The organism is Macrococcus epidermidis (assembly GCF_003259695.1).
Lineage (GTDB): Bacteria > Bacillota > Bacilli > Staphylococcales > Staphylococcaceae > Macrococcoides > Macrococcoides epidermidis.
Genome location: NZ_PZJH01000008.1, coordinates 1 through 20,397, shown reverse-complemented (window position 1 = coordinate 20,397; position 20,397 = coordinate 1). Strand labels below are relative to the sequence as shown.

Genomic DNA, 20,397 nt, shown 5'->3' with positions numbered 1-20,397 from the left:
AATTTTTTAAGGGATATCTAAAATAACCCACTATTGAGTATGTTTTGTTTTTCGAGTAACTTTTTCTGTCTTAAGCTTCTAAAAAAATCTTTCAGTAAGTTACTACATTCATCATGACATATCCCGCTAATCACAGTTGCACGATGATTAAATTGTGGTTGATTGAGTAAGTTCATCAGACTGCCACTGCACCCACCCTTTTCATCATGTGCGCCGTAAACAACAATTGGTATGCGACTCATCACGATAGCACCACTGCACATCACACATGGTTCGAGTGTCACATACAAAGTACACTCCTCTAAGCGCCACGACCCTAAATGTTCACTTGCTGCCTGAATTGCTTTCATCTCCGCATGATGAATGGGATTTTGTTCAGACTCCCGTGTATTAAACCCTCTACCGATAATTTCACCGTGATGGACTACTACAGCACCAATCGGTACTTCATCAATCGCTAAAGCTTTATGCGCTTCTTCAATTGCAAGTTTCATATAAACTTCATGATTCAAATTATCGTCCACCTTCATAATTTTTGTGTTACAATACTATATACTATTTTATTCTACATTAGAGGAGATTATTATGACACCTTTATATATTGCAATTGAAGGCCCTATCGGTGTCGGTAAAAGTTCATTAACTACTTTACTTTCTAAACATCTAGGTGTTCCTGCGATGTACGAAATCGTAGAAGAGAATCCTTTTCTTTCAGACTTTTATGCTGACATTGAAAAGTGGAGCTTTCAGACCGAGATGTTTTTCTTATGCCATCGTTACAAAGAGTTAAGTGAGTTAAGTAAAGATACAGCTGTAGTCAGCGATTATCACATTCTAAAGAATAAAGTGTTTGCAAAGAATACTTTAAACGATAATGAATATGATAAATTCATCCGTATCTATGATATTCTAACTGAAGATATTAGAGAGCCTGATGCAACGATATTCTTGACTGCAGAACTTGATACTTTAAAGACACGTATCGCCAAACGTGCACGAGACTTCGAACAGATTATTGAAGATAATTATTTAATTAAGTTAACCGAAGATTATAAAAATGTATACGAATCTATGAAAGATAGTGATACAACCTTACTCATCGATACGACACATCTTGACTTTGTAAATAATCCACAAGATTTCGAACAAATATTACAACGCATTACCGCGAGAATTGGAGATCACAATGTACCAAATACCAAATGATGCAATTATTACTATTGCTGGCACAGTAGGTGTCGGTAAGTCTTCTTTAACAAGAGCTTTAGCTGAAAAATTAAACTTTAAAACGTCTTTTGAAAAAGTTGATAATAATCCTTATCTTGAAAAATTCTATGCTGACTTTGATCGTTGGAGCTTCCATCTGCAAATTTACTTTTTAGCTGAACGTTTCAAAGAACAGAAACGTATGTTTGAGTATGGTGGTGGATTTATTCAGGACCGTTCTATTTACGAAGACGTTGATATCTTCGCTAAAATGCATGAAGAAGGCGGTACGATGACAGCAGAAGACTTCAAAACGTATTATGAATTATATGAAGCCATGGTGATGACGCCATACTTCCCTAAACCTGACTGTTTAATCTATTTAGAGTGTGACTATGAATCTGTGATTAATCGTATCGCCGAGCGTGGACGTCAAATGGAAATTGAAACTGATGAAGCTTACTGGCGTGCCTTATTTGCGCGTTATGAAAAGTGGATTGATGGTTTCAACGCCTGTCCAGTCGTACGTGTCAATATTAATGAATATGATGTGTATGACGATATCGATTCACTGGATCCTGTTATTCAGAAAATCGCAAAAGTCATTGAAACGCATAGAGCTATGCATCAAAGATAAATAAAAAGATGATACGGTAAAAATTTACCGTACCATCTTTTTATTATTTTATAACTCAAGTTTATCAATCATCTCAGCAACACTACCTAGAACGACGTGGGCATTACGCAAATCTTGTTGATCGCCTGATCCTGATAATACGCCAACGATTTTACCAACTTCACCATTTTGCCCAAGTTCTACATCCATCTCTGTATCACCAACCATCATCGTATCTTCTTTGACAACATTTAAATCATCCATGATCAGCTGTAACAGTTCTTTTTGTGGTTTATGATAATCAGTGGAATCACTCGTAATAATCTTATCGAAGTATGCACGAATGTTATATTTATCAATAAATAAATCCATCGATGCTGTGTCGTCCGCAGACACAATCGCAAGCAGATAACCTTTATCATGTAAAGATTTCAATGTGTCCTGAACACCTTCAATCATTTCGATGTCTTCCGCTTCATTGTCAGACGTTGTATGTTCAATCTTTTTAAGTAACCAGCTTGCCATCGCATCACCATTCGGAAGTTTTTCTAAACTTGAGACGATAGTCTTTGTTGTTTTTGCGCCAATCAATTTATCAACATGATCATCGACAATACCGAACGCGTCTTTTATTTCAGATTTCGGCACATGTATATTAGTACGCACTGAAAATTCATTGATCAAGTCATCAGCTAACTTTACCAACGGATGTCCTAATTTCATTAATGTTCCGTCTTTATCAAATACGATTAATTTCGTCATAATCCTTCTCTACTCCTTAACTTCACTTTTATTAATTTTATACCCGCTTCACGCAAAAATATCTCACTCTATTTTGAGTGAGATATTTTATTTATTTGATTTCTAAAGCTAAATCTCCCGCTTTTACATGATTAAAACGTCGTGCAACACCGTAGTGTAATACATATGTTACTACAAGTGGTAATAAGACCCCCGCAATCATAAATTGCGTAAATGGTACAACGCCTTGATCATTTAAAATCTGCAACGGTGCGATAAATCCGCATAAGCCGATACCACCAATTTCATATGGTACGCCTAAATGAAATCCAAGGATTGCAACAGGTCCACTGATTGCAGCAGCTGCAAGTGGCGCTACCATAATTTTAGGGTTGTTTACAATGTTCGGGAACTGAACTTTAGGTGTACAAACGAGCTGTGCCAAGAAACCACCTAAATCATTATCCTTTAAGCCCATAGCTGTGTATCCTACAAATTGTGCTGAGATACCGACAAGTGCTGCGGCAGAAGATGCCGGGTCAAGTTGTAATACAATAACCAGCGCTGCTGATGATGCTGGTGTCATTACGATAACTGCAAATACGAGTGCAATCACTACAGATGAGATGAGCGGTTGTCCTTCTACAGATTGAGCGATCGATTTCGAAATAACGACTAATGCTGGTTCCACGACACGCGCCAGATAATATCCAGCTAAACTACCAGCAAGTACTGCAGATGTTGGCACTGCCATCATGTCAAGAATCGTCTTTCCAGTTACTTTCTTACCAACATACGTTGCTACGATTGCACCGATAATTGCACCGATTGGAAGTCCTGTCTGGATTGTAAAAGCTCCATTTACTTCTTTTAATGCGTTACCTCCAATCGTTGCAGCAACCATCGCAGATACTAATGTAATACCATTTGCGCCTAAGCTATAAGCGATAGCTCCTCCTAGTGCCGGTGCTAAAATTAACATCGAAATCGTACCGAAAAGAACTAATAAATCAAAATGTAATAAACCTCCAAGCGACTTTAATAGCATCCCTACACCGAGAGATACAAAGATACCGGCTGAGATACCTTGTGCGCCTTTTTCAAATCGATCTTTAAAATATGCTTTTTTACGCATCTCATGTTCCATAATTATCCACTCCTATTTTTAGTTTTTACATAATATGACCTTCTTTCTCGTTACAAATATGAATATCCATAATTGACCACGCTCCTTATTATTTATTCTACTGAAATACACCATCCAAACGGATCTTCTTTTGAACCATTTTGAATGCTTGTATACGCATTATATAGTTCTTCAGTTAATTTACCTGTATTGCCATCGCCAATCGTTAATACTTCATCTTTATATTTAATCTCGCCAACCGGTGAGATAACGACTGCTGTTCCTGCGCCGAATACTTCGGTTAAACTGCCATCTTTTGCACTATCCACAACTTCCTGAATACCGATGCGACGTTCTTCCACAACATATCCTAAATGCTCAGCTAGCTCTAAAATCGACTTACGTGTAATACCTGGTAATATACTGCCATTCAGTTCAGGTGTTACAAATTTATTATTGATAACAAAGAATATATTCATACTCCCTACTTCTTCAATATACGCCTGTTCAACACCGTCTAGCCATAACACTTGGTCGTACCCTAATTTTTCAGCTCTAGATTGAGCAATTAAACTTGCAGCATAGTTGCCTGCTGCTTTCGCAAATCCTACACCACCTCTAACTGCTCTAACATATTCATCTTCAACATAGATTTTGGTAGGTGATAATTGTCCACCTCCATAATAAGCTCCAACTGGTGATAAAAGAATCAGAAATTTATAGCTAATCGCTGGTCGTACACCTAAGAAAGGTTCGTTCGCAAATACAATCGGTCTAATATATAAAGACTGACCTGCGCCATCTGGAATCCACGCTTCTTCCAGTGCAACAAGCTGTTGAAGAGCTTGTATCATTTCTTCAACGTCTATTTGAGGCATCTCTAATCGTTCACATGACTGATTCATTCGTTTAAAATTTTGATCGGGGCGAAATAACTGAACACCATCTTGTGTCTTATAAGCCTTCAGTCCTTCAAAAACTGCCTGACCATAATGAAGCACTTGCGAAGCAGGGCTCATGGAGATTTCCTGATAAGGGATGATTTTTTTATTATGCCAACCTTCTTCTTGTGAGTAATCCATTGAAAACATATAATCTGTAAAAAATTGACCAAATCCCAAATTTTCAGGATCAGGCTTTTGCTGTTTATGCATTCGTTCTTCCACTTCAAATACAGCTACCATTTCATTCAATCCTTTCAAAATTTATTATTAATGTCACTTAGTATAGCAACTCTAAATTCGTTTTTCAATGAGTTTTTAGAAAATTCTAATTCTTTTATACAATTAAAACGCTTACATTAAAAAATCAAAAAAATCCGAAGAAATTCGCAATAATTGCTACGCATTTCTTCGGATTATTTATAAGATTTATCGATTATTTGTTTTCTTTTAATTTAATTGCATCTAACATCTCTTTCGTCATTGCATCTAAATCAAACTTAGGTTCAAATCCCCATTGTTGCTTCGCTTCAGTTGCATCGATTGAGTTTGGCCAGCTTTGTGCAATACCTTCACGTACTGGATCTACATCATAATCAAGTTCGAAGTCTGGCATTACTTTACGAATGCTTGCAGCGATCATTTCTGGATCTACACTCATCGCTGTAACGTTAAATGCGTTACGGTCTTTTAAGTTTTCAGCCGGTGCTTCCATTAACTTGATAATTGCATCAATCGCATCATCCATAAACATCATATCCATGAATGTATCTTTGTTGATGTATGAAGTGTATTTACCTTCACGAATCGCTTTGAAGTAAATTTCTACTGCATAGTCAGTTGTACCGCCACCTGGTTCTTTAACGTGTGAGATAAGACCCGGGAAACGTACACCACGTGTATCTACGCCGAAACGGTGGAAGTAATAGTCACATAATAACTCACCAGAAACTTTGTTTACACCGTACATTGTTGTAGGACGTTGTATTGTTACTTGTGGCGTATTGTCTGCTGGAGTACTTGGTCCAAATGCACCGATTGAAGAAGGTGTAAAGAACTGCATGTTATATTTACGTGCAACTTCTAATGCGTTCAGTAAACCGCCCATATTTAAGTTCCATGCGAATACCGGATTTTTCTCAGCTGTTGCCGATAATAATGCAGCCATATGCATTAAAGTATCTGCTTTAAAGTCTGCAGCTAATTTGTCCATACGTTCAGCATCTGTTACATCTAACTCTTCGAAAGGACCTTCTAAAACTTTTGCGCCTTCTTCTGGACGACGTAAGTCTGTAGCTAATACATTGTCTACACCATAAATTTCACGTAATTTAAGTGTCAATTCAGTTCCGATTTGACCTAATGCACCAGTAATCATAATTCTTTTCATGTTTATACCCCTTTATGTACATTTGTCTTTCTTGAAAGTACAAATGTAATGATTTTTAATTATTTGCACATTCATTCTATAATAAAAACGGTTACATGTCCATTAGGGAGATACATAAAAAGAGTGGGAAATTCCCACTCTTTTGTGATTTGTTCATATTATTTTAAGATTTACAAATTATTTAATGATATTTAATGCTTTACCGACGCGTTCATAAATTGCTAAAGCATCGTCTAACATTTCTTTAGTATGCGCAGCAGTTGGCATATTACGTACACGTCCTGTACCTTTTGGCACAGTTGGGAAGACGATAGATTTAGCATATACGCCTTCTTCCATTAAACGTTTAGAGAATTCTTGAGTTGTTTTCTCATCACCGATAATACATGGAGTAATAGGTGTTTCTGAATGACCGATATCGAAACCTAATTTTTTAAGGCCGTCTTTTAAGTAGTTACCATTTTCCCATAACTTATCATGTAATTCAGTAGATTCCATTAAAATATCAATTGCTTCAGTTATCGCACGCGTATCTGATGGTGCTAATGAAGTAGAGAATAAAAATGGACGTGAAGCAACTTTTAACCAGTCGATTAAATCTTGTGTTCCAGCTACATATCCGCCAACAACACCGATTGCTTTTGATAAAGTACCGATTTGGAAATCAATCTTATCCTGAAGACCGAAATGTTTCACTGTTCCTGCACCTTTACCCATTACACCACTACCGTGTGCATCATCAACATAAGTGATTAAACCAAATTCTTCAGCAATTTCAACGATTTCTGGTAATTTTGCAACGTCTCCATCCATAGAGAATACACCATCAGTAATATACATTACTTTTTTGTAAAGACCAGATTCAACCGCTTCTTTTGCTTTCGCACGTAAATCGTCCATATCTGAGTGGTTTACACGGATGATCTTCGCTTTAGATAAACGACATCCGTCGATGATAGATGCATGGTTTAATTCATCTGAAAGAATTGCATCTTCTTTATTCATAACTGCACTAATTGCTGCCATATTACAGTTAAATCCTGATTGGTATGCAATTGCAGCTTCAGTACCTTTAAATTCTGCTAATTTTTCTTCTAATTGAACGTGTAAATCTAATGTACCATTGATTGTACGTACTGCACCTGCACCAACACCGTGTGAGTCTACAGCTTCTTTAGCGACTTTCTTCATGCGATCATTTGTAGCTAAACCTAAATAGTTATTAGATGAAAGGTTGATTAATTCTTTACCTTTAATTTTAATGATTGGACCGTTTGCGCCTTCAACAACATTAATTTCATTGTATAGACCGTTGTCTTTTAAATAATTTAAATTCTCTGATAAGAACTGTTCTAATACTTTAGACATTTTAAGCACCCCTTGAATGTAATTTTCATTTACATCATAACATAAGTTATAATGAACTGCTATTGAATAAGTAAACGGTTTCGGCCAGATTAAGAAGTTTAAATATTCTAATTTCTCTGTTACACTAATAACATTATACTGTAGAGGAGTGAGCCACTTGGATATCCAGCAGCTCGTACAAAATGAAACGGAGCAACTTATAAAAGACCGCAGATTTTTACATATGCATCCAGAACTGTCTTTTGAAGAAACAAATACTTATGCATTTATTCTTGAGCAATTACAGCAGCTCAAACATTTCTCGATTAGAGAACGTGTCGGTGAGAAAGGATTAGTGGCAACCATTTCAAATGGTAGTGGTGCTTCAATCGCTTTGCGTGCTGATTTTGATGCACTGCCGATTCAGGATCAAAAAGACGTCCCGTACAAATCACAAAATGATGGTGTTATGCATGCCTGTGGTCATGATGGTCATACTTCTATTCTGCTAGGAGTAGCACGCATATTAGATAAACACTTCGACAATATTAATGGAACCATTGTTCTACTTTTCCAATTTGCTGAAGAACTTGCTCCAGGTGGTGCAGAACCAATGACCAATGATGGTGCCCTTGAAGGCGTGGATAGAGTTTACGGCAATCATCTGTGGTCACCTTTTGAACATGGGGCGATACATTGTAAATACGATGCGATGCTGGCTAGTCCGGATATGTTCGATATCACAATACAAGGAAAAGGCGGACACGGTGCTCATCCTGATACAGCAATAGATGCGATTGTGGCGATGGCAACATTTATTACAAATATACAGACTATCGTTTCCAGAAATGTTCCCCCAACAAGTGAAGCCGTACTTACTATCGGAAAAGTTGTTGCTGGTAATGCATTTAATATTATAAGCGATAAGGCTTTTTGTACCGGCACAGTGAGAACATTCGATTCTGAAATAAAAACGCTGATAAAAACAGCGATGGAAAATGAATTAAAAGGACTATCGATTGCAAAAGGATTAACATACACATTAGATTATATCGACGGTTATCCTGCTGTTATCAATCATAATGAATGTGTGGATGTTATTAAACGTGCCTCAGAACGTTCCGGGTTATCCTTTAATGAAATGGAACAAGTGATGATTGGTGAAGATTTCTCATACTATCTACAGCATAAGCCAGGCGCTTTCTTCTTTACCGCTGCTGGTAATAAAGAACGTGGCATAACTGCACCTCACCATCACCCTTTATTTGATTTTGATGAATCTGCAATGAATGATGCTACAAAATTATTTTTAAATATATTATTAGAAGAAGGTGTACTATGTTTAAACAAATAGAGAAGTATTATGACGAACTTGTAGCATTACGTCGTCATTTTCATATGAACCCTGAACTATCATTTCAAGAAACGGAAACGCCCCAGTTTATCGCTGATTACTTATCTGATTTAGGTATTGAAGTCGAAACCGGTGCAGGTGGACGCGGTGTCGTAGGACGATTAATTAAAAATCCTGATTTACCTACACTTGCTATTCGTGCTGATTTCGATGCATTACCTATTCAAGATGAAAAAGAAGTACCTTATAAATCACAAGTTCCAGGTGTTATGCATGCTTGTGGGCATGACGCACATACAGCGGTTCTACTTATTACAGCGAAAATCCTATCAGAAAACTTTGATAAACTGAACGGAAATTTAGTATTCATTCATCAGCATGCTGAAGAGGTTGATCCTGGTGGTGCAATACAAATGATAGCAGACAATTGTTTAAGTGGTGTGGATGCTATTATCGGTCAACATGTGTCAAGTTCTTTAGATGTAGGAAAGATTGGTTATAAATATGGGACAGCTACAGGCATCCCTGATGATTTCTGGATTACCATTCAAGGCAAAGGGGGGCACGCCGCACATCCAGATACGACGATTGATCCAGTTGCAGCAACAATACGCTTATGTAATGATCTTCAATATATTGTTTCACGTAAAACAAATCCAACGACTCCTGCAGTGCTATCTATTACACAATTAGAAGCAGGTGATCAGAACAATGTTATTCCAGATACATCTAAAATAGCTGGGACAATAAGAACTTTTAATGCAGAAACACAAAATTTAATGTATAAAGAACTGAAAAAATGTCTGGAAGGACTCGTAACAACAATGGGAATCACTTATGAATTAAAATATTTAAAAGGATATCCTCCAGTTGTAAACACTACAAACGAAACAGACTTAATTGTTAGTGCTGCTCGCAAAATAGAGAGCGTAGAAGAACTTGTTGAACTTGAGCCTTCTCTAGGCGGAGAAGATTTTTCTTATTACTTGCAACGCGTTCCAGGTTCATTTTTCTATACTGGTACACGTAACGAGAACTTTAAGGCAGATTTCCCTCATCATCATCCAAAGTTTGATATTGATGAAAGAGGTATGTTGAATGCAGTAAAAGTATTCTTACAAGCTACTGTTGATTACTTTGAACAAGGGGGGGCTGTAGATGACATGGTATAAAACGGTAGACCAATATAAAGAAGAGCTGATTGAAATAAGAAGATATTTGCATATGCATCCGGAACTCTCTTTTCATGAGACAGAAACAGCCGAGTATATCGCAAATTATTTAACAGCGCTAGATATTCCAGTAACGCGTAATGTTGGAGGTAATGGGTTATATGGTGTGATAGAAGGTAAATTACCTGGCCCAACAGTATTACTCCGCGCGGATTTTGATGCATTACCTATTCAGGATTTGAAAGACGTACCTTATAAATCAAAAGTACCGGGTGTAATGCATGCTTGTGGGCATGATGGTCATACAGCAATGCTGCTGATCACCGCTAAAATCATAAAAGCACATCAAAGTGAACTTAAAGGAACAGTCATTCTTTGTCATCAACATGCTGAGGAAGTTTTACCAGGTGGTGCTAAATCAATGATTGAAGCAGGTGTTTTAGATGGGGTAGACTACGTATTTGGCACACACACTTCAAGCAACCTGGAAAGTAATGCAGTGAGTTTTGTTACCGGTCCTTCATATGGATTTGCCGATGCATTTACAATTGATATACATGGATTAGGCGGACATGGTGCTGCGCCACATACGACACATGATGCAGTTATCGCAGCTAGCTACTTAATCACACAACTACAAACCGTTGTCTCTCGTAGCATCGATCCGATTAAAACAGGTGTATTAACGATTGGAGAATTTAAAAGTGGCAATGCCTTTAATGTTATTGCAGAAACTGCGCATTTAAGCGGTACATTGCGCACGTATGATAAATCGATTAAAGATGTAATGATAGAAAGAATAAATGAAATAATCGAAGGTATTGAAAAGAGCTTTAATGTTAATATTACATTAAACTACACAGACGGTTATCCTGCATTAATTAACAGTGAAAAAGAAACATTATGGCTTAAAAATTTAAGTGAAGCTATTTCAGAAATTGATGAAGTATTAGAAGGAACACCATCTCTTGGTGGTGAAGATTTTGCTTACTTTCTTCAGGAAAGACCAGGATGTTATTTTAACACTGGAGTTAGAAATGAAACAATACAAGCTGATTTTCCACATCATCATCCAAAATTTGATATGGACGAAAATGGATTGCTCAATGGGGTTAGAGTATTTGTCAATTTAGCAGAACATATGGATACACTAGAAAAAGAATAGTAAAAATATAAAATAAAACCCACGAGGCGTCCCTCGTGGGTTTTAAAAATCACAAAAGTGATATTATTTTTCGATTACAGATACAACGCCTGATCCTACAGTACGTCCACCTTCACGAATTGAGAAACGAGTTCCGTCTTCAATCGCGATTGGAGAGATTAATTCAACGTTCATTTCAACGTTGTCTCCAGGCATAACCATTTCAGTACCTTCTGGTAAGTTAACTACACCAGTTACGTCAGTTGTACGGAAGTAGAACTGTGGGCGGTAGTTAGTGAAGAATGGCGTATGACGTCCACCCTCTTCTTTAGATAATACGTAAACTTCAGCTTTAAATTTAGTATGTGGAGTGATAGTTCCTGGTTTAGCTAATACTTGTCCACGTTGAACATCTTCACGTGAAACCCCACGTAATAATGCACCAATGTTGTCACCAGCTTCAGCGTAATCTAATAATTTACGGAACATTTCAACACCAGTTACAGTTGTTTTAGATGGCTCTTCAGTTAAACCGATGATTTCAATTTCTTCACCAACTTTAACTTGTCCACGTTCAACACGTCCTGTAGCTACTGTACCACGACCAGTGATTGAGAATACGTCCTCAACTGGCATCATGAATGGTTTTTCAGAATCACGTTCTGGAGTTGGGATATACTCATCAACTGCATCCATTAATTCCATGATTTTTTCTTCGTATTTTTCTTCGCCTTCTAATGCTTTTAAAGCAGAACCAGCGATTACTGGAATATCGTCGCCAGGGAAATCGTATTCAGATAATAAGTCACGAACTTCCATTTCAACTAATTCTAATAATTCTTCATCGTCAACCATGTCAACTTTGTTTAAGAATACTACTAATGCAGGTACACCTACGTTACGTGATAAAAGAATGTGTTCACGAGTTTGAGGCATTGGACCGTCAGCAGCAGATACTACTAAGATACCACCGTCCATTTGAGCAGCACCAGTAATCATGTTTTTAACGTAGTCCGCGTGTCCTGGGCAGTCAACGTGAGCATAGTGACGTTTGTCAGTTTCATACTCGATGTGTGAAGTATTGATTGTGATACCACGTTCTTTTTCTTCAGGTGCGTTATCGATTTGGTCGTAAGAACGAGCTTCCCCACCTAATTTTTTTGATAATACAGTTGCAATTGCAGCTGTTAAAGTTGTTTTACCGTGGTCAACGTGACCGATAGTACCAATATTGGCATGTGTTTTCGAGCGATCAAATTTTTCTTTAGCCATTTCGAAATCTCTCCTTAAGTTTAAGTTAATTTTTTAATATTACTCATGAGAGATTCTCACCCTCATGAGGGAATACATAATTCATTTATAAATCATTTAGTCTTAAATTGCAATATATTGAACTGTGCACCGTTCAAGTATTTACAGATTATTGACCTTTGTTTTTCTTGATGATTTCTTCTGATACTGATTTTGGTACTTCTTCATAGTGATCGAACACCATTGAGTAAGTTCCGCGACCTTGTGTATTAGAACGTAAGTTAGTTGCATAACCGAACATTTCAGCAAGAGGTACAAATGCACGAACAACTTGTGCGTTACCACGAGCTTCCATACCTTCTACGCGTCCACGACGACTTGTAACGTCACCCATAATATCACCCATGTATTCTTCAGGCATTACGATTTCTACCTTCATCATAGGTTCTAAGATTACAGGATCACATTTTTTAGCAGCTTCTTTTAAAGCTAATGAAGCAGCTACTTTGAAGGCCATCTCAGATGAATCGACATCATGGTATGAACCATCAAATAATTTAGCCTTAACATCGATTAATGGATATCCAGCCAATACACCGTTTTCCATTGCATCTTTAAGACCCGCTTCAACTGAAGGAATATATTCACGAGGAACTACCCCACCGACGATAGCGTTTTCGAATTCGAATCCAGCTCCAACTTCATTAGGTGAGAATTCGATATGAACGTCACCATATTGTCCGCGACCACCTGATTGACGTGAGAATTTACCTTGAACGGCAGCAGCTGTTTTAAACGTTTCACGGTATGATACCATTGGCGCACCAACTGTACATTCAACTTTAAATTCACGTTTCATACGGTCTACAAGGATATCTAAGTGAAGCTCACCCATACCACCAATGATAACTTGTCCTGTTTCAGGATCAGTATGCGCATGGAATGTAGGATCTTCTTCTTGTAATTTAACTAATGCGTTAGTCATTTTATCTTGGTCAGCTTTAGATTTAGGCTCAACAGATAAGTGAATAACTGGTTCTGGGAATTCCATTGATTCTAAGATTACTTGAACCTTTTCATCACATAAAGTATCCCCAGTAGTTGTATCTTTTAAACCTACTGCAGCAGCGATATCTCCAGCGTAAACTGTTGAAATCTCTTCACGTGAGTTAGCATGCATCTGTAAGATACGTCCTACACGTTCACGTTTACCTTTAGTAGCATTTTGTACATAAGAACCTGAGTTTAATGTACCAGAATACACACGGAAGAATGTTAATTTACCTACGAATGGGTCAGTCATAACTTTGAACGCTAAAGCAGCAAATGGCTCAGAATCATCTGGTTTAGCGATGATTTCAGCATCTTTATCGTCAACTTCGTGACCTACGATTGGTTTAACATCTAATGGTGATGGTAAGTATGCAATTGCAGCATCTAACATTAATTGAACACCTTTGTTTTTGAATGCTGTACCAGCTAATACCGGGAAGAATTCAACATCACAAGTAGCTTGACGGATTGCAGCTTTCAATTCTTCAACTGAAATCTCTTCTCCACCTAAATATTTGTCCATTAAATCTTCATTAACATCCGCAACAGCTTCAATTAATTGTTCGCGCATTGCTTCTGCATCTGCTAAGTATTCTTCAGGAACATCAGATACTTCAATGTCAGTACCTAAATCATTTGTATAAGTGTGTAATTTCATTTCAACTAAATCTACGATTGCGTTGAACTGATCTTCAGCACCGATTGGCATTTGAATTGGGTGTGCATTTGCTTGTAATCTGTCGTGTAAAGTACCTACAGAATAATTGAAGTCCGCACCAGTTTTATCCATCTTGTTGATGAATACGATACGAGGAACTCCATATGTAGTAGCTTGACGCCATACAGTTTCAGTCTGTGGTTCAACACCTGATTGTGCATCAAGTACTGTTACCGCTCCATCAAGTACACGTAATGAACGTTCAACTTCTACAGTGAAGTCTACGTGTCCAGGTGTATCGATGATGTTGATACGCGTACCGTTCCACTGAGCTGTTGTAGCAGCTGAAGTGATTGTGATACCACGTTCTTGTTCTTGTTCCATCCAGTCCATTTGTGAAGCACCTTCATGTGTTTCACCAATTTTGTGGATACGACCAGTATAATAAAGAATACGTTCAGTAGTAGTCGTTTTACCAGCATCGATGTGGGCCATGATACCGATATTACGAGTGTTGCTCAAAGAGAATTCTCTTGTCATGGGTATTCTTTCTCCTTCCAGGATTGGTTTATTTTAAGAAAGTAGCCCTCAAGTAAATTGAAGACAGCAAGCTGTACACAATTACTAAAGGGTTAACTTTTATCTTACCAACGGTAATGAGCAAATGCTTTATTTGCTTCAGCCATTTTGTGTGTATCTTCGCGTTTCTTAACAGCACCACCAGTGTTGTTAGCAGCATCTAAGATTTCGTTAGCTAAACGCTCTTCCATAGTTTTTTCACCACGAAGACGTGCGTAGTTTACTAACCAACGTAATCCTAAAGTTGTACGACGCTCAGCGCGTACTTCTACAGGTACTTGGTAGTTAGATCCCCCAACACGACGAGCTTTAACTTCTAATACAGGCATGATATTGTTGATCGCTTCTTCGAAAACTTCCATAGAATCACGACCAGAACGTTCTTGAACTAATTCAAAAGCGTTGTATAAAATCTTTTGAGCAGTACCACGTTTTCCATCGATCATAATTTTGTTGATTAATTTAGTAACTAATTTTGAATTATGAATTGGATCCGGTAATACGTCTCTTTTAGCAACAGGTCCTTTACGAGGCATATTAATATCCTCCTTCCTCAGTATATTTTTTTTATTTTTCGATGTCTAGTGAGAACACTACATTTACAAAAATGAAATATTCTCTAAACAGTAAGTGCATGATTTAAATTAAAATTATGCTTTTTTAGCTTTAGGTTTTTTAGCTCCGTATAAAGAACGTCCTTGCATACGGCCGTCAACACCTGAAGTATCTAATGCTCCACGTACGATATGGTAACGTACCCCCGGTAAATCTTTAACACGTCCTCCACGAATAAGTACTACACTATGTTCTTGTAAGTTGTGTCCGATACCAGGAATGTAAGCATTAACTTCAATATTATTTGATAAACGCACACGTGCATATTTACGTAACGCTGAGTTAGGTTTTTTAGGTGTCATAGTTCCTACACGAGTACATACACCACGTTTTTGTGGAGATGCTAAATCAGTAGCTTTTTTCTTATGACTGTTATAACCTTTGTTTAATGCAGGCGCAGTTGATTTTTTAATTTTTGAAGTTCTTGGCTTCTTAACTAATTGGTTAATAGTTGGCATTTTGAATGTCCTCCTCTCTTTTGTTTAATTCCACACATCCAGGTGGTTCATTTTTTAGGTAAAAAAAGATTTGTAAGAATACCGCCTTACAAAGCGGATTTCAAATGTGCAACAACAGTTGCTCTCACTTGAATGCCATATTGTTTACCCAGCGCGTCTTTAGACTTACTGAATTCAATAGGTAATTGCTTTTGGTATGCTAGTAATAGCACGGTAGTTAATAAGTGGATATTGGTATCGCACGCAATCTCAAGAGATGCTACACGATCCTTCTTAAGTGCTTTTACAGACTCCTTAAGTCCCACTACATATTGACTAGAGTGCATAACTTTTTCATTAGACATTGCAATCCTCCAAAGCTATTAAGTGCTACTCATCAACCTAAATAATACTATCATCATTTTAGGTATAAGTCAATTATATTTCAATATTTTTTTACTTTAATTACGTATTGCCTTCTTATCCAAAATAACATCAATATAATTCACGATGCCATAAGGTAATGCATCAATATTTTTCGTATAGGCATCAACATATATTTTCCTTCTAACTTTTCTTATCGGTAAATATAATCTCTTTTGATTTAATCTTTTTAAATATTGATAACCCACATTGCTTGGTGCATCATTTTCCTTATAATGAAAATCATTCATAATCTTATAGCCTTCTGTCAATTGACCATACCATTCCTGGAATTTACACTGTCTCAATAGATCAATCGTTTTATAAGGTTGCAAACTATGATAATTTTCGTACATCCACACGAAATCAGCATCGATGGCCATTAAATTAGTATTGATATACTCCAGATAATCCATCTCAATAAATAACAATTGAATATCATCTTTAAGTAAACGTTGCTGCATCGCTTCAAAAAATACCTTAGTTTGACTATTCGCAACTACTTTTAACGGGCGTAAAATTTGATTCTTGACGTCAAGCTTCACTTTTTCATCTAATGTTGTATTTGCAACATCCCTATTGATTTCTGTTTCCGTAAACTCTTCCATCGTCTCCATAAATATACGACTAATATATTCACGCTGTTTAATTGACAAGTCTTTATGTGGATTAAACAATAGAAATTCTTCACCAATATTAATAAATACAACTTCATTATTATCTTTCTTATATGAATCAAAATGATTCTTCTCACTACGTTTATTCAAATATTTAATTCTTTCAATATCTGGCAAATGTCCTCTATAAAACAAATTATAACGAATCGTTAAGCTATCTTCCGATAACTCATCCAACAGATATGGTCCACTTCCAATTAAAGTATGTTCATCAATACGTCTATAAATCGCACTATATTTTTGCGAAAATAAATATTTAATATATTTTGGGTGTTTGTTAAAACTTATAATAATATAATGATCGTTAACAACTTCAATATGTTCAATCTCAGAAAACAAGGCAGCAAACGGGCATTTTTCACTACCACAGTAATCAAGACTATCCTTTACATCTGCTGCTATTAATAAAGAGCCATCCGATAACTTTACCTGTCTCTTCAGATGAATATGCAATGCGTCATCTTTCCATTCATCGACACTCACTAAATTGGGTATAATCTTTCCGGTAGCAGAAACGCGATATAACGTATCGTAAAATTGATGACTCAGTTGCGCTCCTAAATAATCATTGATATGTGCAGGATGTAAATTCTCTGGAATTTTATGTACCCACTCAATGAGTTCATTGCTATCCACAATTTCCTCTTCATTCATTTTTTCATCGACGATTTCCTGTAATTTCACAAATGCATTATGACGCCATGGCTGTTGTAACACTTTTTGTAAATCCTTTACATTCATCGTGTCGATATTACGCTTAATATCTTCGATAATATCAGCCTGTACATCACGTTTAAGCTCTATTTTCACCTTATTGCCTCGACCACGACCAGGCTTATATTCAATCAGACCTTCTTCATCCCACGTTTTTAACAAACGACTCAATTGTTTCGTAGAAATTAACATTTTCTCTGCAATAATATCCAGTGTAAAGTCATCGATATGATTTATGTAATGTTCTAGTTCAATAATACGTTGATCAATCATTATTTCTCCTCTTCCACAGATATAATCGAATCGTATTTAACGACCCCAAAGTCAGTTACCTCATAATCTTTAAAACTATCCATCGTTAATACTTTTTTTCCGTAATAATCTAATATTACAATCAGACCATTTTGTATTAAAAACTGTTCATAGTTATGCTCTGCATATCGCCAGTAATCTATCGATTTATGCTGATAAATATATTGCAGATACTCACTTTCCTTATAGTGCTTTATCCAGGTAGAGAACTTTTCACTCAGTAACAAGTTAAAATACTTTTGATGCATCGGTAAAGCTTCATTCATCATTACTACATCGACATCAAAACTCTCAAGTGGCTTGGCAATATAGTCTTCAATCGTAACTTCAATATATTCAAAAGATTTCACACATGCATTAAGCGTCTCAATCACTTTACTTACCGTATATCTCGACCCTTTAATAGCTAACATTCTCAACTTATCAATAAATACTTCGGGCTGCTCTTCTCCTAATATTATGCGCGCAAGACGTTTACGCTCTTCAAGTGTCATATGACAATTCGGATTAATTGTCAGAAAGTCCATACTATATCTTATCCTCGTATGTTCCTCTTTTAAATCTTTACGCTGCACAAAATCCTGATACTGATTCAAATCATTGATTAGCCATACATCCGTAATATCAGGGATTTTCGTCGTATAATACGGATTGAGTTTTAACATTAAAATATCAGGCTTTAATGAGTGAACAAAATATGGTCCGGTAAAGAGTATCTTATTGGCTTTTACTTTATAGATAGTCGCAAAATCCTGACTTAATATATATTTAATCAAATCACTCTTCTTACGCATCGATATCTTCAACTTAAAAGTATCTACCACTTCCACGCTTAATACATCATTTAATCCAGGTAAATCAGCTTTCGCTTCAATTAAATCAGTTAATACCTGAACAACATTATAGGCAAATAACAAATCACCGTTTGAAAAATGAATATCCCTTTGCAGATGAATAATCAGATCATTGCCAATCCACTCATCAAAAATAACTAACGTCTTTGTAACTTCATTACCTTTTACGTTATATAATCTTTCTCCAACATTTGAAAGCACTGTAACTAAGGCGACATCTAAAGGTTCTAATGGATGAATTCGCTCTGGTATACGATAGAGATAATCAATGAAGTTAAACTGTTCCACAGAAAAATCACGACGGCTGTACAGTACCTCTTCAATGCATAAACGTAATATACGCTTTGAATTTACAGACATATCTAAAGCCATTATGGATTGTAATTGCTGCACATCATAATCTTCTAAATTTCTAATGAGATGATTAATAAATTCCGCTTCAATATTTTTAAGAAAATCAATTTGTGTTGCATTACCTCGACCTAAACCACTGTTAAACAAAATAAAGCCATCTTCACTCCATTTATTCATTAAACGAGATAACTGTCTTGATGAAATTTCAAGGAAATCCGAGACGGCATCACGTGAAAAATCGTTGTGTTGCATATATAAATAAAGCTTTAATAATTTTTCATCTACATCAACCATCTCAAATCTCCTTTCTCTTTATTTAAAAATTAAAACCACCAAGACCAGAAATAAATGTAGGTAACGCTGGGTCTGGCGTATCTAACGGACCTTTTACAGTAGCCACAGTAAAATCATTCATTTGTAAATCTAAATGATGATTATCTGTCGGTTTATCATTATTTGTTTTTGCAACTTCGATATCTTCTTTATCGTCATCATTAAATTTTTGATTGTCATTGTTTTTATCATTATCCTTTGAACGATTTAAAGGATGGTCTTTATCTACTAAAGAATGATTTACTGGCCACTCAATTGGACTTAATCCAATTAATATATCCAGTTCATCCTCACGACTTCTATTTTCCTCAGTATTATCTTCAATGAGCGGTTGATATGGATTGCGTAGTATACCCGCTAAATCATTTTCATCATGAGCAACATAAACAATACTATTTGAGACATCGCCATTTGGAACTATACGCTCATTATCAGGCACGATTGTACCTGTCGGATGATACGTTACATTGATATCTACTGAATCTGTAGCAGGAATATCAATATCGATATTAGGAATGTTGTGTTCTTCAACATTATTGTCTACAGGTGGTAAAACACTTGGACGATCAGGTAACTGTTCTGACACAGAAGGTAACTCACTTGATGGCGCCGGTGTGATAATTACAACCGGACGTTCTGTTGTTGGACGTTCTGTCATCGGTCTTTCTGTTTCAGGCGCTTCTGTTGTTGGACGTTCTGTCATCGGTCTTTCTGTTTCAGGCGCTTCTGTTGTTGGACGCTCTGTCATCGGTCTTTCTGTTTCTGGATCTTCCGTTGTCGGTTCCATGGTCGGTAACTCTGTCGTCGGCATTACGATTGATGGTAATTCCGTTGTTGATTCCACAGTTGTAGGCGCTTCAGTCGTTGTTTCTTCCGTTGATGGCGTTTCTGTTGTTGGTTCTGCTGTTGTAGGTGCTTCAGTCGTTGTTTCTTCCGTTGATGGCGTTTCGGTTGTTGGTTCCGCAGTTGTTGGTGCTTCGGTCGTTGTTTCTTCCGTTGATGGCCGATAACAGTATCATGTGGTGCTTCTAATACGATATCTGGATTTTCTTCTGCTTCTTTAGCGATTTGAATCATCGTATCACAGAATGAATCCAATG

The 20,397-nt window shown here is 36.7% G+C and carries 19 protein-coding genes and 1 pseudogene; 5 read left to right on the top strand and 15 right to left on the bottom strand.

Features of this window, described 5'->3' with window-relative positions; all coding sequences use genetic code 11:
• Positions 1–17: 17 nt before the first annotated feature.
• Positions 18–512, bottom strand: a complete 495-nt coding sequence (gene tadA / locus BHU61_RS11675) for a tRNA adenosine(34) deaminase TadA (protein WP_275439883.1) — start codon at positions 510–512, stop codon at positions 18–20.
• A 73-nt stretch (positions 513–585) separates the two neighbouring features.
• Between tadA and BHU61_RS11670 the strand changes: the two genes are divergently transcribed.
• Complete coding sequence (locus BHU61_RS11670; protein ID WP_111717057.1) at positions 586–1,206, top strand: deoxynucleoside kinase; 621 nt, start codon at positions 586–588, stop codon at positions 1,204–1,206.
• Positions 1,181–1,843: a deoxynucleoside kinase gene (locus BHU61_RS11665; RefSeq protein WP_111717175.1), complete on the top strand. Its 663-nt coding sequence runs from the start codon at positions 1,181–1,183 to the stop codon at positions 1,841–1,843. The genes BHU61_RS11670 and BHU61_RS11665 overlap by 26 nt, the downstream gene beginning before the upstream one ends.
• A 48-nt stretch (positions 1,844–1,891) precedes the next feature.
• Here the strand turns inward: BHU61_RS11665 and BHU61_RS11660 are convergent, their stop codons facing one another.
• The 5 genes from BHU61_RS11660 to BHU61_RS11640 form a co-directional block, all read right to left on the bottom strand.
• Positions 1,892–2,584, bottom strand: a complete 693-nt coding sequence (locus BHU61_RS11660; protein WP_111717055.1) for an HAD family hydrolase — start codon at positions 2,582–2,584, stop codon at positions 1,892–1,894.
• A gap of 91 nt (positions 2,585–2,675) precedes the next feature.
• Entirely contained in the window at positions 2,676–3,710 is a 1,035-nt protein-coding gene (locus tag BHU61_RS11655) for a PTS sugar transporter subunit IIC (protein WP_242444257.1), read from the bottom strand.
• 92 nt (positions 3,711–3,802) lie between these two features.
• Positions 3,803–4,873, bottom strand: a complete 1,071-nt coding sequence (locus tag BHU61_RS11650; protein ID WP_111717051.1) for a branched-chain amino acid aminotransferase — start codon at positions 4,871–4,873, stop codon at positions 3,803–3,805.
• Between the two features lie 193 nt (positions 4,874–5,066).
• Positions 5,067–6,020, bottom strand: a complete 954-nt coding sequence (locus BHU61_RS11645) for an NAD-dependent epimerase/dehydratase family protein (RefSeq protein ID WP_111717049.1) — start codon at positions 6,018–6,020, stop codon at positions 5,067–5,069.
• 177 nt (positions 6,021–6,197) lie between these two features.
• Positions 6,198–7,388 (bottom strand): glycine C-acetyltransferase, encoded by a 1,191-nt coding sequence (locus BHU61_RS11640; RefSeq protein WP_111717047.1) that lies wholly within the window; start codon positions 7,386–7,388, stop codon positions 6,198–6,200.
• A 157-nt stretch (positions 7,389–7,545) separates the two neighbouring features.
• Here BHU61_RS11640 and BHU61_RS11635 point away from each other — a divergent pair, with 157 nt between their 5' ends.
• The 3 genes from BHU61_RS11635 to BHU61_RS11625 are packed head-to-tail and all read left to right on the top strand — an operon-like array spanning position 7,546 to position 11,058.
• On the top strand, positions 7,546–8,721 hold the full coding sequence (locus BHU61_RS11635; RefSeq protein ID WP_239243129.1) for an amidohydrolase: 1,176 nt from the start codon (positions 7,546–7,548) through the stop codon (positions 8,719–8,721).
• Positions 8,706–9,893, top strand: a complete 1,188-nt coding sequence (locus BHU61_RS11630) for an amidohydrolase (protein WP_111717043.1) — start codon at positions 8,706–8,708, stop codon at positions 9,891–9,893. The genes BHU61_RS11635 and BHU61_RS11630 overlap by 16 nt, the downstream gene beginning before the upstream one ends.
• The gene (locus BHU61_RS11625; protein ID WP_111717041.1) at positions 9,880–11,058 is read left to right on the top strand and encodes an amidohydrolase; all 1,179 of its coding nucleotides are present in this window, start codon (positions 9,880–9,882) and stop codon (positions 11,056–11,058) included. Before BHU61_RS11630 ends, BHU61_RS11625 begins: the two co-directional genes overlap by 14 nt.
• Positions 11,059–11,121: 63 nt before the next feature.
• Here BHU61_RS11625 and tuf read toward each other — a convergent pair whose 3' ends face one another.
• The 9 genes and pseudogenes from tuf to BHU61_RS13635 form a co-directional block, all read right to left on the bottom strand.
• A complete protein-coding gene (gene tuf, locus BHU61_RS11620) occupies positions 11,122–12,309 on the bottom strand; it encodes an elongation factor Tu (RefSeq protein WP_111717039.1) in 1,188 nt (395 codons plus the stop codon).
• 148 nt (positions 12,310–12,457) lie between these two features.
• The gene (gene fusA, locus BHU61_RS11615; protein WP_111717037.1) at positions 12,458–14,539 is read right to left on the bottom strand and encodes an elongation factor G; all 2,082 of its coding nucleotides are present in this window, start codon (positions 14,537–14,539) and stop codon (positions 12,458–12,460) included.
• Positions 14,540–14,643: 104 nt separating this feature from the next.
• Positions 14,644–15,114 (bottom strand): 30S ribosomal protein S7, encoded by a 471-nt coding sequence (gene rpsG / locus BHU61_RS11610; protein ID WP_096077875.1) that lies wholly within the window; start codon positions 15,112–15,114, stop codon positions 14,644–14,646.
• Positions 15,115–15,228: 114 nt separating this feature from the next.
• Positions 15,229–15,651 (bottom strand): 30S ribosomal protein S12, encoded by a 423-nt coding sequence (gene rpsL / locus BHU61_RS11605; protein ID WP_099577390.1) that lies wholly within the window; start codon positions 15,649–15,651, stop codon positions 15,229–15,231.
• An 86-nt stretch (positions 15,652–15,737) separates the two neighbouring features.
• On the bottom strand, positions 15,738–15,995 hold the full coding sequence (locus BHU61_RS11600; protein WP_111717035.1) for a ribosomal L7Ae/L30e/S12e/Gadd45 family protein: 258 nt from the start codon (positions 15,993–15,995) through the stop codon (positions 15,738–15,740).
• Positions 15,996–16,091: 96 nt separating this feature from the next.
• A complete protein-coding gene (locus tag BHU61_RS11595) occupies positions 16,092–17,717 on the bottom strand; it encodes an ABC transporter substrate-binding protein (protein WP_111717033.1) in 1,626 nt (541 codons plus the stop codon).
• A complete protein-coding gene (locus BHU61_RS11590) occupies positions 17,717–19,258 on the bottom strand; it encodes an SgrR family transcriptional regulator (protein ID WP_111717031.1) in 1,542 nt (513 codons plus the stop codon). Before BHU61_RS11590 ends, BHU61_RS11595 begins: the two co-directional genes overlap by 1 nt.
• 22 nt (positions 19,259–19,280) lie before the next feature.
• Entirely contained in the window at positions 19,281–20,141 is an 861-nt protein-coding gene (locus BHU61_RS11585; RefSeq protein ID WP_146608873.1) for a hypothetical protein, read from the bottom strand.
• A gap of 166 nt (positions 20,142–20,307) precedes the next feature.
• A pseudogene (locus BHU61_RS13635) lies at positions 20,308–20,397 on the bottom strand (hypothetical protein); the annotation flags it as partial.